We start from the raw sequence: 19,650 nt of genomic DNA on the forward strand, positions 1-19,650 counted from the left end.
ATAAATAATATATGTGTTGTTAAGTAACGCTTGGTCGTTGTCAACTTAATTGCTTTAAGCCCATTTCAAGTACTTTGATAAACTTATCTGCATCGCTTTTAGTAAATGCCAGTGGCGGTTTAATTTTTAAAATATTATAAAATCGTCCTTCAGTACTTAACAAAACAAAGTGCTGTTTGAAAAACTCAATTAACCAAGCTGTTTTCTCTGTCGCTGGTGCTTTTGTTGTTTGATCTTCAACTAACTCGACACCAATAAATAAACCTAGGCCGCGAACGTCACCGATAATTGAAAAGGTGAGTTGTAATTGCTTGAGTTTATCTAACAAGTAATTCCCGGTTGCTAACGCATGCTGTTGCAGTTTTTCTTGTTGAATGACGTCAAGCACAGCGCTGCCAATTGCGCATGAAACGGGGTTACCGCCAAAAGTGTTGAAGTACTCCATACCGGTAACGAAAGCATCGGCAATTTCTTGGGTGGTAATGACGGCAGCCAACGGGTGACCATTACCAATAGGTTTGCCTAAAGTGACAATGTCAGGCACTACATTTTGAGTTTCAAATGCCCACATATGGCTACCAACCCGGCCAAAACCTACTTGTACTTCGTCAGCAATACAAACCCCACCAACGGCATGAACTTCTTGATAAGCTTGCTTTAAGTAGTTGTCAGGCATGATGATTTGACCAGCAACGCCTTGTAGCGATTCACAAATAAATGCGGCGACTTTTTTATTATTGCTAGTAAGGTTTTCAATGTTTTCTCTAACATTTGCGGCATATGCTTGGCTTGTTGCTGGGCTATTGCCGGTATACTTTCCTCGGTAAGGATCTGGAAGTTCAACAATGTGCACATGCTCAGGTTTGCCATTGCCGCCAGGACCGTTAAATTTGTATGGACTCGCATCAATGCAAGCGGCGGTATTACCATGATATGCGCCATCAACAACTAAAAACTCTGTGGATTTGGTAAAGTTTTTTGCTAAGCGAAACGCCAGCTCGTTCGCTTCACTGCCTGAGTTAACAAACATGCAAACTGAGAGCTCGTCGGGCATAGTGGCAAGTAGCTTTTTAGCATAGTTGACAATATTGTCGTGTAAAAAACGGGTGTTGGTATTGAGCATTGCCATTTGTGCTTGACCTGCAGCAACAACTTTTGGGTGGCAATGACCAACATGGCAAACATTATTTACCATATCTAAATAGCCATTACCTTGCTCATCAAAAAGATAAGCACCTTGTCCTGAAACTATTTTTATAGGCTCTTTAAAGCTAAGACTTAGGCTTCTACCTAAATGTTGTTGTCGAAAATTAATGATTTCTTTTCGTGATAAGCCATTGTCAATCGGTTTATTACAGGCTAGTTTTAGTTGACATAAAACATTAAAAGCAGGTTCTGCTTTTAATTGCTGTAGTAAATGCCAAGCCGGTTTCACTGAAATTAAAAGGTAGTCATTATCAGGGCTTTCTTTTATGGCTTTTGCTGAATTGCACACCGTAGTGCACAGGCGTAAAGCAATTAATGAATAGAGCACATAGAGTTCGTTATCTGAAATAGGCGAAAGCTTATGATAGGCCGCAACAATATGCTTTAAAGTTGCTATCGGCTGTTGTTGATTCATTAATGCATATGCGCAAGCGACCGCTAATTCATTGATTTTATGACTGTAAACCATATCACCGAAATCTATTAGCCCAGTTATTCTACTTGGCTGGCTGATATCATCAATTAATAAATTATAGTCATTGGCATCATTATGGATAACGCATTGTGGTAACTTTGCCAGTAGAGGCAACGTATTAATTTGGTAATAATTGAGGAAATATTCAACTAGCTCAAGTTGCTGGCCAGTAAGTAAGTGCTTTTTACTTTGACAGACCCCATAACCTTGAGCTAAGTCCCACTCTAAATAACGATAAGCGCCAGCATGTTCAAAATCAGCCAGCGCATTGTCAATTTTACCTAAAAAATTGCCTAAACTGTGCCAAAGAGCTGGTGTATGGGCATCACCTTTACTTTGTGCATAAAATTGGCCTTCAAGAAATGTAAGTACTCGAAAACTAAAAGCTTGCTTGGTTTCGTTAACAATATGGCTAATCAGCTGACCATTGGCGTTACTTAAACAATATGGTGTTGCCATTGATTTTTTGTGTAAGTGCGCCATTGCTGCATTTTGCATTTCCAGTTCAATTTTTGGCTCATTGTTATTGGCTATTTTTACAATATAGCGTTGATTATTCGCACAGGTTAAAAGTAGATTTTGATCACAATAACCAGGAAGTGGCGTTAATGTTCCCGTTAACTGATATTCATTTTCTAAGAATTGATTTATTTGCCTAGTACTAAATTCAGGGGTTAGGGCATTAGTCATTATAAGTCCTACTTTCTGTAATAAACATCATTTGTATTAAGTACATAACCATTTAATTACGGCTCAATGGCTGAAGTATTTAAAGGGATTAAGGTAAATTGATAACGATAACTTTGTGCCGGTATGGTGTATTGCTTGTGCACCAATCGCCCCCATGATGTATCACCACCAACACCCATTTGTTTATGGTCGATATTCACTGTTACTAAATCTTTAAAGGCAAGCTCTGCCCCATGTTTAGTTGTGACAGGTACCAACCCTGAAGCAGAAGCAGAGCCATCTTGACCCGCAATAAAGTCGATATCTGCCTGTGTATACGGCCATGCGCTGGTACTAAGAGGTTGCTCTCCAACAATCAATAAACCGTTATCCGCACTATCTTTTAGCGCCATCCAGCGAACGTCTGTTTTATTAGCATTTTCTTGAGGCCGAGAATAGTGATGTACTTGTTCTCTAACCATTTGTTTATAAATAGCAATTCGCGCCGAGGTTTTTCTGTCAGCATAACTTTCGTGTGGGCCACGACCAAACCAAGATAAACGTTGAAAATTAGCCGGCATAGTTAGCTGCATGCCAACTCTGGGGATGTTAGGAAGCTTTTGATTTTCAGAAATATTTAATTCACTAGTCACTGTTATTTGGCCATTATTGTTAAGTTGATAATGTACTGTGTAATTACCAGCAAAGAACTTACTGGTATAATGGCTTTGTACTTCATAACCTGAGCTAGTTTTGTTATAGGTGATGCCATCAAGTGCTAGCTCTTTTGCCGCCTGCTGCCAAATTGCAGCCCAGCTTTGCATATTATTACCTAAGTCGTTGTCAGTTGGTGCACGCCAAAAGTTAGCTTGTAATGGCCCCTTTAAAAGCTCGGTATTGCCAGTTTTAAATTGTTTTAGCCAACCATTTTGCTTGTCAAAAGTGACTAACAACTGTGAATTTGAAAAGACAATGTCACCTTGCTGATTTATTGTGCTCTTTAATGGTGTTGTCGGCTTTTGGTCTTTGTTACCTGTTATGTGCTTATTGCTTTTATTCATTGCAAATAGTGGCAATTTGAACTGCTCAAATGCTGTTTCATGGCCAAGCTCTAATAACGGAATTTCACTATTAACAACAGCACTAACCGTAAGGAAATATTCTTTTACGCTCGGCTTTGCTATTTCTAGCTTGTTACTAAAATTTAATGCGACTTGGACTTTTTGGCCAGCACTAAGCTCAGGCATAGCTTGCTGACCTTCGGCAATTAGTTTGCCGTCGGCTTCAACTATCCATTTCAACGCATATTTATTTAAATTGATAAAATCAAAGCGATTTTCGACAATAATTTTACCCGTTGATATGTCACTGGCATGAAAACGAATCGGTTGGTAAACCTTTTTTACTTCATAGGCATGAGGGTGAGGCTCACGATTTGGATTCATTAAACCGTTATTTAGAAAGTTGCCATCAGTAGGTAAATCTGGGTGAAAATCTTTGCCATAAGCCCAGTATTTCACGCCATTTTCGTTGGTGTATTCGAGTGATTGATCAACCCAATCCCAAATAAAACCGCCTTGTAATACATCATATTGGTCAATTGCTTGCCAATAATCTTTTAAATTTCCTACCGAATTACCCATAGCATGAGCATATTCAATCATAATGGCCGGGCGTTTAGGGTTTGATTTTGCATACTTCACTAAACGTTCAATTGACGGGTACATTGGTGCAAAAACGTCAGTGTAACCTTCTTCACCTGCAGGTTCGTATTGCACTAAACGACTAGTATCTTGTGATTTTAGCCATTGGTAGGTTTGTCGGAATATTTCACCTTCGCCAGCCTCATTACCCAATGACCAAATAATAATTGATGGATGGTTTTTATCGCGCTCAAACATGCGTTTTGTTCTGTCTAAGTGTGCCGGTAGCCAGCTCATTTCATTGCCTAGCTGAGTTTTACTATTGATGGCTAGTGGATGAGACTCAATATTTGCTTCATCAATTACATATAAACCATATTTGTCAGTAAGTTCATACCAATACGGGTCGTTTGGGTAGTGGCTAGAACGAACGGCATTGATATTAAATTGTTTCATCAATTGAATATCACGTTCCATACTCGCTTTGGAAACTACATGGCCATGTTGTGGGTCGGTTTCATGGCGATCAACGCCACGTATAGTAATAGCTTTGCCATTGATAGTGAGCTGACTATTGATGACTTCAAGGTGGCGAAAACCAATATCATGTCGAACAGATTCTAATACTTCTCCTTTGTGGTTCTTTAAATTTACTAATAAAGTATAAAGATTTGGTGTTTCTGCAGACCATAATGAGGGCTGAGGTAAGCTTGCCTTTAACGTGAACTCAGTGCTTTTCTTAGCAGGTAGTGTTAGTGATTTTGAGCTCTTCGCAACCACACTCATGTTTTCTCTAGGGTCAAATAACAAAAACTCAACCTGCTGACTAGACTCAATAGTGGCATAATTTTCTAATGTAATATCAACAGCTAAGTGCCCGTGATCGAAGTTTTCGTTCAAGGTTGGTTTCGCATGAAAATCAAATATATGCTGCTTAGGGCTAGCATATAAATAGACATCTCGTTCGATACCTGAAATTCTCAACATATCTTGGCTTTCTAAATAACTTGCATCACTCCAGCGGCGAATTTGCAATGCTAACAGGTTATTACTCTTGTTTACGTAGTCGGTAATGTCGAATTCTGCAGGTGTTTTTGAGCCTTGGCTAAAGCCAACTTTTTTACCATTTAGCCAAACATCTAATGATGATTTTGCCGCACCTATATGTAAAAAGATTTGCTTGTTTTGCCATGATTTTGGCAATTGAAAAGCCTTTCGATAAGAGCCAATAGGGTTGTAGTCTGTTGGTGCATCTGGCCAAGTGGTGGCAAACGGAAAGCGTTCATCAAGGTAGATTGGATAGCCAAAGCCTTTAGTTTCCCAGTTTCCGGGTACGGGAATTGTACTCCAGTGGGTGTCATCAAAACTTATTTGCTCAAATCCTTTGGGTTTGTCAGCGGGTGAGCGCTGCCAGTCAAACTTCCATAAGCCATTTAATAACATGAAATTACTGCTTTGAGCTTTATTATTAATCAACGCTGCTTGTGGGGTTTGAAACGGAAACAGGGTGCTATGTGGCGGTAGCTTATTAATTGCAAACACTTGATGGTTTTGCCATGGCTCACGCTTTCCTTCGGCTGAGTTTGCGAACGCAGCTGCGAAGAAACCAGCAATAACTAATGCTGATACGAGTACTCTAAAATAATTCATGTATGGTTATTATACTTTTAATTTATACAATACTATTTATAATACAAATAAATTTTCGAGAAGCAAGTAATTTGTTTAGCGCTTTCAATGGTTAATTTTTCGTTTTGGTTTGGACTTTGTATGTGAACTCTATTTTAATGACACTATTTTACTAATAGATGTTAACAATAGGTTTAAATTATTAGGACGAGATTTAGCTAGTCTATTTTTCAATAGTCAATTATCATACAAATTATATTTACTTCATTTTTTAGGCTTTATGGAATCTTCACATCGCAATTTAACGCAACAGTTAGTTCATGAACTTGGCAAAGCTATTATGCAAGAGAAGTATCCTGTTGGCAGTAGTTTGCCGTCTGAAGCCGATCTATGTAGTCAGTATGGCATTAGTCGAACAGCAACACGCGAAGCGGTAAAAATGCTAACAGCTAAAGGTTTAATTAGCTCTCGTCCTCGCCAAGGTATTAAGGTTCAAGAATTAAAACGCTGGAATTTATTTGATACTGATGTTCTAGAGTGGGTGTTACACGGTAAGCCTGATTTGTACATGCTACGCCATTTCTTACAATTGCGATTAGCGCTAGAGCCTGAGGCAGCTTATTTAGCTGCGCAATATGCAGATAAAGATGATTTAGTACAAATAGAGGCTGCGTTAGTGCGTATGAAAGATGCCACCAATGGTTACGACGATACACATGAAGCAGACATTGCTTTTCATCAAAGTGTACTTTCTGCGAGTGGTAACCCGTTTTTTTCTCAGCTTAAAACTTTTATTGCAACCGCGTTAAAAGTCAATATTCGCTTTACTAACCGTATGATCCCAGTAACTTTAGTTGAATATCAGGCCCATGCTGATATCTTTGAGCATATTAAGAATGGCCAAGCCCAGTTGGCGTTTGATGCTGCATTAGTAACACAAAAGGCAACTTTAGCAATTGTTAATAAACAAATAGAAGCATTAGAAAGCCAAAGTTCATAGGCTATAGCGGCTTTGTTTAAATTTTACCCTAAAAAAGCTACCGTAATGGTAGCTTTTTTATTATTGGTATTAAGCTAAATGAATAGGGCGTTGACTTATTTTTTGCAATCGAATGCATTTTGTATAAATAGGCAAGACGTGCTATCACTGAACTACTTTAAATCGTTGTAAAAAAACGCTTTAACCAGACAACTAATGATTAAAATAATAAATAAGTGATATCGAAAAGATCATTGCTTTAATTTGAGGTTAGAAAATGAAATTGGAAATGTTCGATATTGGCGTATTTATCGTCTATGTTATCGGCTTATTGTTGGTGGCGCTGTATATTTCGCGAACGGACAAAAAAGAAGGCGCCGATACCGAAGATTATTTCTTAGCCGGTAAGTCATTACCTTGGTGGGCTATTGGCGCATCACTGATTGCCTCCAATATTTCCGCCGAGCAAATTATTGGTATGTCAGGCTCAGGTTTTGTAATGGGGATGGCAATTGCTTCTTATGAGTGGATGGCAGCGATTACTTTAATATTAGTCGGTAAATATTTATTACCGATATTCTTAAAGAATGAAATTTTTACCATGCCACAATACTTGCAGCAACGTTTTGACCATCGAGTTAAGACCACGTTAGCGCTGTTCTGGTTGCTTGTCTATGTGTTTGTCAATTTAACCGCTGTGCTTTGGTTAGGCGGCTTAGCCATTGAAACCGTGGCAGGTGTAGATTGGTGGTATGGCATGATCTTCCTTGCGATATTTTCTATTGCATACTCATTGTATGGTGGTCTTAAAGCCGTTGCCTATACTGATATTATTCAAGTAGTGCTGTTAATTTTTGGTGGTTTATTGTTAAGTTATCTCGCACTTGACGCTGTCGCCGAGGGGCAAGGGATGTTAGTAGGTTTTGGTAAGTTAACTACGGAATTACCAGGCCATTTCGATATGATTTTGTCATCTGATAATTCTCAATATACCAACTTACCGGGGATTTCAGTACTGGTTGGCGGCATGTGGGTAATGAATATTTCATACTGGGGCTTTAACCAATATATTATTCAACGTGCTTTAGCGGCCAAAAATATTCAAGAAGCGCAAAAGGGCATTGCTTTTGCGGCATACTTAAAATTGTTAATGCCAATTATCGTAGTGCTACCAGGCATTGCCGCGGTTGTTTTATATCCAAATCTTGCCGCGGCAGATAAAGCTTATCCTTCTATGATGGAATTAATGCCTGTAGGTATCAAAGGCTTAGTTTTTGCGGCATTAGTTGCGGCAATTGTTTCTTCGCTAGCGTCAATGACCAACAGCATTTCTACCATTTTTACTATGGATATTTATCGCCCAATCAAACCTAATGAAAGTCAACAGCATTATGTTGGTGTTGGTCGTGTTGCTACGGTTATTGCACTTGTTATAGCATTATTTATGGCTGAACCTTTATTAGGTAAGTTTGAACAAGCATTTCAGTATATTCAAGAGTTTACCGGTGTTTTCACGCCAGGTATTGTAGTGATATTCTTAATGGGTATGTTTTGGAAAAAAGCGACATCAATGGGGGCGCTTTCTGCGGCCATTGGCTCGGCGGCATTCTCATTTACTTTAAGGACCCTATGGCCTGAATTACCGTTTATGGACCGCATGGGCTTAGTCTTTTTACTCTGTTTATTTTTAATGGTTGCTGTCTCTTTAGTAGGCAAGTCGACCAATAGTGATACTAGTGTTAGTTTGGCAGAAGTGAGTTTTAACACAGAACGAAGTTTTAATATTGCAGCACTTGGTGTTGTGATAATTTTGACCTTTTTATACACCATTTGGTGGTAGTACTTTAGTTAAGTCTATTAAAGTGAATATGTTACGGCCGTAAATCTTTTGATTTACGGCCTTTTTATTTTCTTCCTTTATCCGCTGCTGTTCAGCCACTTTTCTTAAAAATTATAGCTCATAATAAAATGTTTAGACGTCTATACGTTTAGAGGTTGACATATCTAGAAATCCAAGTCACATTATAGCCTAAGAAAAGTTGTAATGATTAAGGCTGTTTGACGGCGTTATTTTATACTTAATAAATATTCGGAATTAGGTTAGTGCTATGCCCATTAAGATCCCCAATGAATTGCCCGCTTTAACGATATTAGACAACGAAAATATCTTCGTGATGTCTGAACGTCGTGCCGCAAATCAAGAAATACGTCCAATGGAAGTGGCAATTCTTAACCTAATGCCAAATAAAATTGAAACTGAAGTACAAATATTGCGCATGTTGGCGAATACGCCTCTGCAAATCAATGTTGAGTTTGTTCGTATTCATGCCAACGAGTCGAAAAATACTCCGCAGGCGCATTTAGATAATTTCTATCGCTTGTTTGATGATATTAAAGACAAGCAATACGATGGCTTAATAATTACCGGAGCTCCGTTAGCATTACTTGATTATCAGCAAGTGACCTTTTGGGATAAAATTTGCGAAGTATTTGACTGGGCAGAGAAAAATGTTACCTCGACCATGTTTTCTTGTTGGGCAGCACATGCTGCGCTATATCACCATTATGGCTTGAAGCGTCATTTGCGCGAACAAAAGCTGTCTGGTGTTTATCAACATCGCTGCTTAAAGCCAAAAGAGCAGTTAACGCGGGGCTTTGACGAAATGTTCAATGTACCGCATTCGCGTTATGGTTATATTGATAAACGTGATTATCAAACATTAGATAATTTGGAAATACTGGCAGAATCTGAAGATGCGGGGGTTTATTTGGTCGCCAGTAAAAATAAACAGCAAGTTTATTTAACAGGGCACCCAGAATACGATGCCTCAACGTTAAGCGAAGAATATTTTCGTGATCTCGACTCCGGTGCTAATGTGACAGTGCCAGATAATTATTTTGTTGGTGATGATCCAAAAAACGAAGCTGCAAACACCTGGCGCAGTCATGGCAGTTTATTATTTACTAACTGGCTAAATTATTACGTTTATCAAATAACGCCGTATCAATTAGATGCAGACCATATTCAAGCAATTCACCCAGGAAATTCACGTGGCTAAGCAAGTAAACTCAAATTCTTTATTATCAGCAAAGGTGCTGAAATCTCCCTCTTATACTTTGCTTCAGGCTCAGCTAGAAAAGCGTATTCTTATTTTAGACGGTGCTATGGGCACTATGATCCAAGCATATAAGTTTGAAGAGCAAGACTATCGTGGTGAACAATTTGCTGATTGGCATTGTGATGTTAAAGGCAATAATGACATGTTAGTGCTGACTCAGCCTGAGGTGATTAAAGCGATTCATCGTGAATACCTTGAAGCGGGCGCTGACATTCTTGAAACCAATACCTTTAATGCCACCACCATTGCCATGGCTGACTATGATATGGAGGCACATAGTGCTGACATTAATTTTCAAGCAGCACAATTAGCACGTGAAGTTGCAGATGAATTTAATGCCCAAAACCCAGCAAAACCACGCTTTGTTGCCGGAGTGTTAGGGCCAACTAACCGCACGTGTTCTATATCGCCTGATGTTAATGATCCGGCATATCGAAATGTCACCTTTGATGAGTTAAAAGAAGCTTACATTGAGTCGACGCAAGCTTTAATTGCTGGTGGTAGTGATATTATTTTAATTGAAACTATTTTTGATACCTTAAATGCTAAAGCCGCTATTTTCGCGGTAGAGACAGTTTTTGAAACACGTGGCGAGCGTTTGCCTGTGATGATCTCAGGTACTATTACTGACGCCTCGGGCAGAACTTTATCAGGACAAACCACAGAAGCTTTTTATAACTCGTTACGTCATGCCAAGCCGATTTCATTTGGTTTGAACTGTGCGTTAGGGCCCGTTGAACTTAGGCAATATGTTGAAGAATTAAGCCGTATTTCCGACGTTGCTGTTTCTGCCCATCCCAACGCTGGTTTACCCAATGCCTTTGGTGAGTACGACTTTACTGTTGAAGATATGGACAGGCATGTCGCCGAGTGGGCAAATGCTGGCTTTTTAAATATTATCGGTGGTTGTTGTGGTACTACGCCAGCACATATTAAAGGTATGGCTGATGCCGTTGCTAATGTTACTCCAAGGGAAATTAAACCAAGAGAAATCGCTTGTCGTTTATCTGGCCTTGAAGCGTTAACCATCAAAGAAGACACCTTATTTGTTAATGTTGGTGAGCGTACCAATGTAACCGGTTCTGCTATTTTTAAACGTTTAATTACCGAAGAAAACTACGACCAAGCTATTGCGGTTGCCTTGCAACAAGTTGAAAACGGCGCACAAATTATTGATATCAACATGGATGAAGGCATGTTGGATTCAAAAGCGGCGATGATTCGATTTTTGAATTTAATTGCCGGTGAGCCTGATATTGCGAAAGTCCCGATCATGTTGGACTCGTCAAAATGGGATATTTTAGAAGAAGGCTTAAAGTGCATTCAGGGTAAAGGTGTTGTTAACTCGATAAGTTTGAAAGAGGGCGAAGAAAACTTTCGCCAGCAAGCTGAATTATTAAGGCGTTATGGTGCTGCCGTAATCGTAATGGCTTTTGATGAAACTGGTCAAGCAGACACCCGAGCACGTAAGTTTGAAATTTGTCAGCGCGCTTATCATATCTTGGTTAATGAAATTGGCTATCCAGCAGAAGATATTATATTTGACCCGAATATTTTCGCCGTCGCAACCGGTATTGATGAGCACAATAATTACGCTCGCGATTTTATTGATGCGGTAGCCGATATTAAGCAAAATTTACCGCATGCGATGATCTCAGGTGGCGTTTCCAATGTCTCTTTCTCGTTTCGTGGTAATAACCCTGTTCGTGAAGCAATTCACGCCGTGTTTCTATATCATGCAATAAAAAATGGCATGGATATGGGCATTGTAAATGCGGGTCAACTCGCCATTTATTCTGATATTCCTGAAAATCTGCGCTTAGCTGTTGAAGATGTTATTCAAAATACGGATGATGGCGCAACCGAGCGCTTACTTGATGTTGCCGAAGAGTTTCGTGGTCAGGCGGGCAGTAAAAATAATAAAGCTGATTTAAGCTGGCGAGAGTTGCCGGTAATTAAACGTTTAGAGCACTCGCTTGTTAAAGGCATTAATGAATATATTGTTGAAGATACCGAAGCTGCAAGGCTTGAAGCGAATCGGCCGCTAGACGTTATTGAAGGGCCATTAATGGATGGCATGAACGTGGTCGGCGACTTATTCGGCGCTGGAGAAATGTTTTTACCGCAAGTAGTTAAATCTGCGCGGGTAATGAAACAAGCGGTTGCACATTTAAACCCGTTTATCGAAGCAGAAAAAACAGAAGCCAAATCAAACGGTAAAGTTTTATTAGCAACAGTAAAAGGTGATGTTCACGATATTGGTAAGAACATTGTTGGCGTGGTATTGCAATGTAACAATTACGACATTATTGATTTAGGGGTCATGGTATCGTGTGAAGATATTTTACGCGTTGCCCGTGAAGAAAACGTCGATATTATCGGCTTGTCTGGTTTAATTACACCTTCGTTAGACGAAATGGTGCATGTTGCAAAAGAAATGACCCGACAAGAATTTGAACTGCCATTACTGATAGGCGGTGCAACAACTTCGAAAGCACATACAGCAGTTAAAATTGAACCACAATTTCAGCATCCTGTGGTTTATGTGCCAAATGCCTCACGTTCAGTCTCTGTGGTTAGTAGTTTGTTATCGAATGAGTTACGAGATGACTTTGTTGCTCGTCAAAAAGCGGAATATGTGAAAGTTCGGGAGCGTCATTATAAAAAAGGCCCGCGTTCGAGCTTAATTCCTTTAGCCGAAGCGAGAGCAAATGCCGTACCGATAAGCTTTGATAACTATACCCCTAAAGTGCCGAATAAATTAGGGGTTACTGTGCTTGATGATATCGACTTAAATATTGTTCGAAACTATATCGACTGGACGCCATTTTTTATGACATGGCAGTTATCAGGTAAGTATCCTTTAATATTGCGACATGAAGTCGTGGGCGAAGAAGCAACTAAATTGTTTAATGATGCCAATGCCATGCTTGATGATGTTATCAATAATAAAAAGCTGACGGCTAAAGCGGTATTTGGTTTGTTTCCGGCGAATAGAGAACAAGATGATATACAGCTTTATACTGATGAGTCGCGTACTGAGCCGCTTATGAAACTTCATCAGCTGCGTCAACAAAGTAAAAAGCCAGCAGGGCAATACAATCGCTGTTTGTCTGATTATGTGGCAGATAAAGCTTCTGGAATTGACGATTATGTTGGGGCATTTGCGGTGTCAGCAGGCTTTGGCGTTGAAGCTTTAGTGAAAGCTTTTGACGCCGAACATGATGATTACAACAGTATTTTAATTAAGGCGGTTGCTGACAGGCTTGCAGAAGCTAGTGCGGAATATTTGCATGAACAAATTCGCAAAGAATACTGGGGTTATGCACCAGATGAAAATTTTGACAACGATGATTTAATCCGAGAAAAGTATCAAGGTATTCGACCTGCACCCGGTTACCCGGCCTGTCCAGAGCATACGGAGAAAGGCTTGCTATGGCAGCTGCTTAATGTTGAAGAAAATATAGGCATGGAGCTCACCTCGAGTTTTGCCATGTGGCCAGGTGCCGCCGTTAGTGGTTGGTATTTTGCTCACCCTGACTCGAAATACTTTGCTGTGGCTAAAGTAGCGGAAGATCAAGTGGAAAGTTATGCCGCACGCAAAGAAATGACCATGCCACAAGCTGAACGCTGGTTGTCTGCAAATTTGGATTATGAGCCATCGTAACTGTGCTGCTGGGTAAATATACATTTACCCAGTATTATGGCTATTTGATCAATTCAAGTAACTCATGAATGGTTTTGATTGGGGTTATTTTAGCGCCTAGACCTTCCATCGATTTATGGTAGTTTCTATAGGGGATAAATATGTCATCGAAGCCATGCTGCGCTGCTTCTTTAACGCGTGGCACGCCACTGTCAATTGGTCTAACGTCGCCATTTAGGCTTAACTCACCCATAATGCAAGTGGTTCTAGGTACCGTAAATTCGTTTAAACTACTTAGAAGTGCGGTTACTAGGGCTAAATCTATACAAGTTTCTGACTCATCAATTTTTAAGCCGCCAACAATGTTAAAAAACGTATCGTGAAATATCTTAGTTTTGGTATGTTTACGTAAAATACCCGTTAACATTTTTATCCGATTCATGTTTAGGCCAACACAAACTCGTTGCGGAAATTCCGCTTCAGTTTCTGTTGTTAGGCACTGAATTTCTAGCAATAAATTCCGGTTACCTTTACGAATACACGTAATTGCTGAGCCCGGCGATTGCGTTGTTGAGCCAGATAAAAATATTTCGCTGGGGTTATCAACACTGAGCATGCCTCGCTCACACATTTTAAAAATCCCAACAGTGTCAATGTCACCAAAACGGTTTTTATTGGCGCGTAAAGTGCGTATTTGGCCATCGTTGGTATCAATGTGTAGTAAAGCATCTACAATGTGCACTAAGGTTTGCGGTCCTGCAATTTCATTATTTTTATTGACGTGGGCAATAATAAACATAGTGACATTATTTTGTTTACAGTATTGCGTTAACGATTGCGCGGCACTTTTTACTTGTGAAGGTGAACCTGGGCTACCATTAGCATGTTCAGTGACAACGGCTTGAATTGAGTCAATAACCGCAAATTTAATTTGATGTTGCTCCAATTCTTCAATAATGGCTTCAACACTGGTTTCAGACAATAAATAAAGTTGCTCGGGGTTATAGTCGAGCTTTAAGCGCTGCACACGATTTTTAAATTGTGATAATGACTCTTCCGCGGTGCAATAAAGTGAGGCTTTAGTTTGCGAAATGCGTGCAACAAGATCAGATAAAAGCGTTGTTTTACCAGCACCGGGATCACCTGAAATAATATTAACAGAGCCAGTTGTAACACCACCACATAAGACGCGATCAAGCTCGCCAATGCCGGTTAAATGCTTTTCTGCTTCATGTGATTCAATGTCATTGATTTTTTTAGAGCCACCACCAACACCACCAGCATAACCAGCAGTAGATTTTGATTTGCCCGTCACACTATTTTTTTTAGCTGTAGAAATTTTCATTTCCGCAAGCGTGTTCCATTCACCGCATCGGCACTGCCCCTGCCAACGAGGGTAATTCATACCACAATCGGTACAAACAAATTCAATTTTAGCGTTTTTTGCCATTGGGTTTTTAGAGCCTTTTAAAAGGTTGAATGATTATTGCTTATTTTGCTCAGTAATTGTAAATATTGATCAAGTTTAAATAACGTTAGCTGAGTTGGCGTTACAATTTTGCGACTGAAAATATAGCGGTTAATGCTGTCAAAAAAAAGTCGCTTTGATACCTTTATCTCTATGTGGAGAGCTTTTTAAAGGCAATTACAGGTTATGTACTGCTGTTTAGATAAACTATCACGATATATATTAACTTATTTTTAGTGAACATTTTAATACTTATCTTATGTAAACATGGGCTTGTGGTTATTATTTTAAGAGTAAATATTTTAAATAGTATAACGACCTTAATACTGTAAGGTACGATTATTGCTTTAGCTTACAATAAAATGTTTAAATTCGTAGCGTAAAGGTATGACTAAAATGTGTTAATGCACTAACAATCTAATTATACTCAGGCAAGTATTTGAGTATGTGAATCATTTTCTGTTATTTAAATTATTATAATAAAGCAATTAATGAATAAAGATTTTTCAAAATATCAAAAAATTATCGATGACTTTAGCGGCCAAGTTTTAAATTCTGACTTTGAAGCTGCTTTTTCCTCTGCTGCTAAAAATATCCCCAAAACCGAACGTTTTTTGTTAAAAATGGAGTTAAAGCGCTTAGCAGCACCATGTACACGTCTAATCGATTTACGAGGCCATGTTGATGGCGAATGCAAACCTTTCGAGCATGAAGGAAGAACACACTTTTTAGATGATATTGCGATAAAAGTGTTTACTGACGCATTTGTGCGCTATAGCGGTTATACCTTTGGTGTATACGAAGCGACTATGAGTACAGAAAATAATTTTCGTATTATTTATCAAAAAGAAAAAAGTAACATTAATGTTGCGAAGAAAATAGAACCGGAGAAAGTTTTCGAAAAATCTCAATACCCGGCGAAGTTTTATAGTTTTGGGCCCTATCATAATCGTATTGAAGAGCGCATGAACTTCGCAATTCCAATTCAAGTGTCTTTTCAAGGCAGTGGTAGTATTGAATGCACCAGTTCTGATATAAGTGTCAATGGCTGTAAATTTCGTATTAACGGTATTCAAGCGATTAAAGTAGGGCAAGAAGTCACTATTCGCTTTAGTGGCTTAGAAGGTGAATTTCAATTTGGTACTGATAGCGAGTTTATTTATGAGATAAAAAATATCTCAGTTGCTGATAATTTGCAGCTAGTTGGCGCACAACGTGTTACTGATTCATCGGCTCGTCGAGATGGTTTTAGTCAGTTTTTAAAAGGTTTTGTTCAGGGAAATAAACGTCGATACAAAATTAATTTAGATAATACAATCAAAGCATTGCAGTCGCGTAGTTTTGAACAGTATGTTATGCCTAAATCAAATGAACTGCCGGTTTTTATGGAGAAAAGTGACAGCAAATTAGTGCCTAAATTTGCCTTAACTTGTAACAACAACCAGAATGTTTATCAGTATTGGCAAGATGAAAAACGTTACTCTACATTATATTGTTTGATTTCACCTGAACGAATTGAGCGATTAAAAAAGCTTTCGGTGTCAGGAAAGCAGTTGCTGGTTTTTAGTTTTATTCATAAAAGCCAAGGCAAGTTTTACTTTTATACCGCTGATGAATTACAACTAGCTGAAGATGAAGAGTTTCGAACACAATTTCTCGGCTTTGCCGCTGCTAAGGCAAATTTCGCTGTTTCATTATTATCTTTAACTGATGTTTTTCCAAAGCGGGCAGAATCACCTTTTACTTTGTCAGATACTATTTCTAAGAAAAATGAATATTTAAACGCGCAAGCACCAGCGGAAGTTAAAGCGCAAATTGCCAGTACGCCATTGGTGATTGTGGTTAAAGACATTACCCAAGACGACGCCGTAAAGGCCTATCAGGCGTTATCGTATGATGGTATTAATACCGCTAAGTTAAAACAATTTGGCCATAAACGTTTAAGTCGAAAATATAGTGTTGATGAAGTTGGGATAAATTATCAAAACCAACGGCAAGAATTGCGATTTAAATATAGCACGCCGGTTTATGTTGAAATTGAAAAAGTGAAATGGCATGGCGTTTCACATGACTTTTCAACTTCAGGATTAAAAATTGAACTTGAAAAAGCGACAGTGCTTATTAAAGGGGATATTGTAAATGTTACCTTCCCAGCATTACAAAAAATTACCTCAGCATTTCAGCTTAAAGCTTTGCCATACGAGGTTATTCGCGTTGATAAAACCAAAACTATTATTAACCTGCGAGTGTTCGTTGAAAAGCACCAACATATTGGACGTAAATTCTTTAAGGCGCTAATTGATAAAAACCGCGATAAATTAACCCCAGATGAATATGCTATGTCTACACCAGGCTTGGCAAAAGCATTGCGTAATATTTATAGTGCCAGCTTAACAATTCCGTCGTTAATGATCCAAGCAAGTGGTAGCCGATATAAAATTGAGGCGATTGCTAGTGGTGAGAATTCAGGAAAACTGAACTCGGCAATGCGGAAGTTGAGTGATCGAAAAGGCTATTTGAATTTGTACCCATTAATTGGGCAAGCAGATGTTTTAGCGAGTTTAGCGACGCAGTTGAAAAAAATGCAGCGCATTGATCAGGCAAAAACTGAGTTGTTATATGTCGCTATCAATCATAGGGCGAATATTATAGAAGAAGCTGTTACAACAAAAGTGGTCACGGAGTTGGGTTCAGAAAAACTTAAACATATGTTTATACATCAGGCATTGAAAAAAGGAGAATTTTTCTGTGTGATGCTTAAATTATCTCGCACCGCTGAGCCAGATATGGGACACCTTAACCCAGAACTTAGCTATATTGGCTCTTATGCGATTCATCGTGGTAAACAAATAGAACAAGAAATATGGAGTGTTGCAGGTGTCGCGCAAGTATTTGATGTTACCCAAGAAGAGCTATTTAGATATCAGCTAACTCGTAAAAAAGGCCGTTAAAGCCAAGTTTTAGTCACGTAATAGTAGGGCTGATTAAGCTATCAGCCCTTATCAATCTTATTTAACCTTACTATACCTTTATGCTAGCCAATGTAGCATGCAGTCTAAGCCCGTGTGGGTAATGCAAGCGTCAGCTTGCGCCAAAACGACAGGTTTAGCATGATAAGCAATACCTAAGTGAGCCGCCGCCATCATTACTAAATCGTTGGCGCCATCTCCCATGGCAACAGTTTGGTTTGGTGCAATATTAAATTGCTGCTGTAGCTCAACTAAGCAATCGGCTTTTGCTTGTGCGTCAACAACGCTACCTAGCACTTTTCCCGTTAAAGTATTGTTTTTTATTTCTAAAACATTTGCTGATACAGCGTCTAATGCCAGTAGCTCTTTTAGGTGTTCGGCAAAGTATGTGAAGCCACCTGATGCTATTGCAATACGCCATTGGTGTTTTTTAAGCTCTGTTATAAGACTTTCTAAACCTTCCATTAATGGCAGTTTATGAGCAACTTCAGCAAGAATACTCTCTGGGGCGCCAGTTAGTTTCGCCACTCGTTGATAGAGACTTTCGCTAAAGTCCAATTGCCCCTGCATAGCAAGCTCTGTAACTGCGGCGACTTCTTCGCCAACGCCAGCAAGTGCCGCTATTTCATCAATACATTCAATTTTTATTGTGGTGGAGTCCATATCCATTACCAGCAAGCCAGGTTGGCTTAATTTCGGAGCATTGTAAATTAATGCAGCTTCAATGTGCTTTTTTGTCGTAAAATTGATTAATTGCTCACGTGCTTTGTCGATGTTGGCTATGTCGACTAAAAAACGATAACTGGTTGCGCCGTTACGTTGATTGATGGCATTTAATCGCAAGGCTTTTATTTGACAGTGTTGAAGTATGTCTGAAAAATCAACCATGTTGATATCACTAAAAACAATTAATTCAACATTTAGTGGCGATGGTATTGAAGGATCTGCATTGCTATGGTGATTAGTGCTAGAGAGCTCGAATAATTGCTGTTTTCCGTCAAAGTAAATATTTAGCGTGAGGAGATTATCTTGTTCGGGTAGCCACTGTGCTAGGTTTTTCTCTTTGAGGTCACTTAAATATGCGGTGTTATTCGAACTTGTCACGGTTAAGCCTTATTTTAAATAGAGTTATTTATTGGTAAAACATGCGATAAAACGATTTCATCGGTACAAATATGGAGCAAATAGTTCTATAGTGTAACTAAAGACTCGTTATAGAATTATCGGAACGACTGCGTTTTATGAAGCAAACTGAACAGCCTTTATACCCTAAATTATCATCGATTTATAATAAAATATTGCAATTAGCTATAGCTATTTTCTTAATTATTGTTGTGATGAATTTTTGGGTGACTAGTCGTGATGAACAGCAAACTCAAATTCAGCAGCATGCTGATTCCGTAGCTAAAATGTATTTAGCGCAAGCCGCGTCATCTTCATTACCTTATTTATCGCGAGAACAAAGTGATTTACAGCAATTTGTTGATACATTAGCCCAGCAACCTTTGGTAAAAAGTGTTCACATTTACGGTAAAACAGGGCAAACGCTAGCGGCCTCTGAAGATTCGGAATCGATCAATGATTTGTTTGGCCTTTCAGCGATGAAGGTCAATCAAAGTAAAGATATTACGCCATTTGTGCATGAATTAAGACTGGATGCCTTGCAAGGGTATATTCGGCTTTCATTACATCGGCCTTTATTGGTTGATAATTTATCGTCAAATAGTTATTCACAATACGACATTATGCGTTTATTGATGATAGTAACCGGAATTATAGGCTTTTTACTCACCCGTGGTTTAAATCGATTTAGCCGGCAAGGATATCGGTTACCGAAAAAGTAATTT

10 protein-coding genes are annotated in these 19,650 nt (G+C 39.0%); 6 read left to right on the forward strand and 4 right to left on the reverse strand.

All coding sequences use genetic code 11. The annotated features are described in order from the left end of the window. Window positions 1-40: 40 nt before the first annotated feature. Window positions 41-2,371: an aminotransferase class III-fold pyridoxal phosphate-dependent enzyme gene (locus AC27HL_RS06005; RefSeq protein ID WP_487079740.1), complete on the reverse strand. Its 2,331-nt coding sequence runs from the start codon at window positions 2,369-2,371 to the stop codon at window positions 41-43. A gap of 56 nt (window positions 2,372-2,427) precedes the next feature. Continuing rightward, window positions 2,428-5,643, reverse strand: coding sequence for a beta-galactosidase, LacZ type (lacZ, locus tag AC27HL_RS06010; protein WP_487079742.1), 3,216 nt, complete (start codon window positions 5,641-5,643; stop codon window positions 2,428-2,430). Between the two features lie 259 nt (window positions 5,644-5,902). Between lacZ and AC27HL_RS06015 the strand changes: the two genes are divergently transcribed. From AC27HL_RS06015 to metH, 4 genes are all read left to right on the forward strand, one after another. Then, on the forward strand, window positions 5,903-6,622 hold the full coding sequence (locus AC27HL_RS06015) for a FadR/GntR family transcriptional regulator (RefSeq protein WP_487079744.1): 720 nt from the start codon (window positions 5,903-5,905) through the stop codon (window positions 6,620-6,622). Between the two features lie 256 nt (window positions 6,623-6,878). Next, complete coding sequence (locus tag AC27HL_RS06020) at window positions 6,879-8,441, forward strand: sodium/sugar symporter (protein WP_487079746.1); 1,563 nt, start codon at window positions 6,879-6,881, stop codon at window positions 8,439-8,441. Window positions 8,442-8,709: 268 nt separating this feature from the next. Continuing rightward, window positions 8,710-9,660, forward strand: a complete 951-nt coding sequence (gene metA, locus AC27HL_RS06025) for a homoserine O-succinyltransferase MetA (protein ID WP_487079748.1) — start codon at window positions 8,710-8,712, stop codon at window positions 9,658-9,660. A gap of 34 nt (window positions 9,661-9,694) precedes the next feature. Then, window positions 9,695-13,387: a methionine synthase gene (metH, locus tag AC27HL_RS06030; protein ID WP_487079917.1), complete on the forward strand. Its 3,693-nt coding sequence runs from the start codon at window positions 9,695-9,697 to the stop codon at window positions 13,385-13,387. A 40-nt stretch (window positions 13,388-13,427) separates the two neighbouring features. On the opposite strand, the gene radA is transcribed toward metH, so the two are convergent. Next, window positions 13,428-14,816, reverse strand: coding sequence for a DNA repair protein RadA (radA, locus tag AC27HL_RS06035; protein WP_487079750.1), 1,389 nt, complete (start codon window positions 14,814-14,816; stop codon window positions 13,428-13,430). Window positions 14,817-15,325: 509 nt separating this feature from the next. Between radA and AC27HL_RS06040 the strand changes: the two genes are divergently transcribed. Beyond that, window positions 15,326-17,785 carry a PilZ domain-containing protein gene (locus AC27HL_RS06040; RefSeq protein WP_487079751.1) on the forward strand — a complete coding sequence of 820 codons (2,460 nt, stop codon included), beginning with the start codon at window positions 15,326-15,328 and terminating at the stop codon, window positions 17,783-17,785. Window positions 17,786-17,863: 78 nt separating this feature from the next. On the opposite strand, the gene serB is transcribed toward AC27HL_RS06040, so the two are convergent. Further along, window positions 17,864-18,907: a phosphoserine phosphatase SerB gene (gene serB / locus AC27HL_RS06045; protein ID WP_487079753.1), complete on the reverse strand. Its 1,044-nt coding sequence runs from the start codon at window positions 18,905-18,907 to the stop codon at window positions 17,864-17,866. Between the two features lie 137 nt (window positions 18,908-19,044). Here serB and AC27HL_RS06050 point away from each other — a divergent pair, with 137 nt between their 5' ends. Next, window positions 19,045-19,647 carry an AhpA/YtjB family protein gene (locus tag AC27HL_RS06050; protein WP_487079754.1) on the forward strand — a complete coding sequence of 201 codons (603 nt, stop codon included), beginning with the start codon at window positions 19,045-19,047 and terminating at the stop codon, window positions 19,645-19,647. Window positions 19,648-19,650 lie beyond the last annotated feature (3 nt).

Source organism: Colwellia aquaemaris, assembly GCF_057548755.1.

Bases quoted from the DNA above. Each gene is read 5' to 3' on its own strand.
- lacZ (WP_487079742.1), bottom strand. From the start codon at position 5,643: ATGAATTATTTTAGAGTACTCGTATCAGCATTAGTTATTGCTGGTTTC.
- AC27HL_RS06050 (WP_487079754.1), top strand. From the start codon at position 19,045: ATGAAGCAAACTGAACAGCCTTTATACCCTAAATTATCATCGATTTAT.
- AC27HL_RS06020 (WP_487079746.1), top strand. From the start codon at position 6,879: ATGAAATTGGAAATGTTCGATATTGGCGTATTTATCGTCTATGTTATC.
- AC27HL_RS06015 (WP_487079744.1), top strand. From the start codon at position 5,903: ATGGAATCTTCACATCGCAATTTAACGCAACAGTTAGTTCATGAACTT.
- AC27HL_RS06005 (WP_487079740.1), bottom strand. From the start codon at position 2,371: ATGACTAATGCCCTAACCCCTGAATTTAGTACTAGGCAAATAAATCAA.
- AC27HL_RS06040 (WP_487079751.1), top strand. From the start codon at position 15,326: ATGAATAAAGATTTTTCAAAATATCAAAAAATTATCGATGACTTTAGC.
- metA (WP_487079748.1), top strand. From the start codon at position 8,710: ATGCCCATTAAGATCCCCAATGAATTGCCCGCTTTAACGATATTAGAC.
- radA (WP_487079750.1), bottom strand. From the start codon at position 14,816: ATGGCAAAAAACGCTAAAATTGAATTTGTTTGTACCGATTGTGGTATG.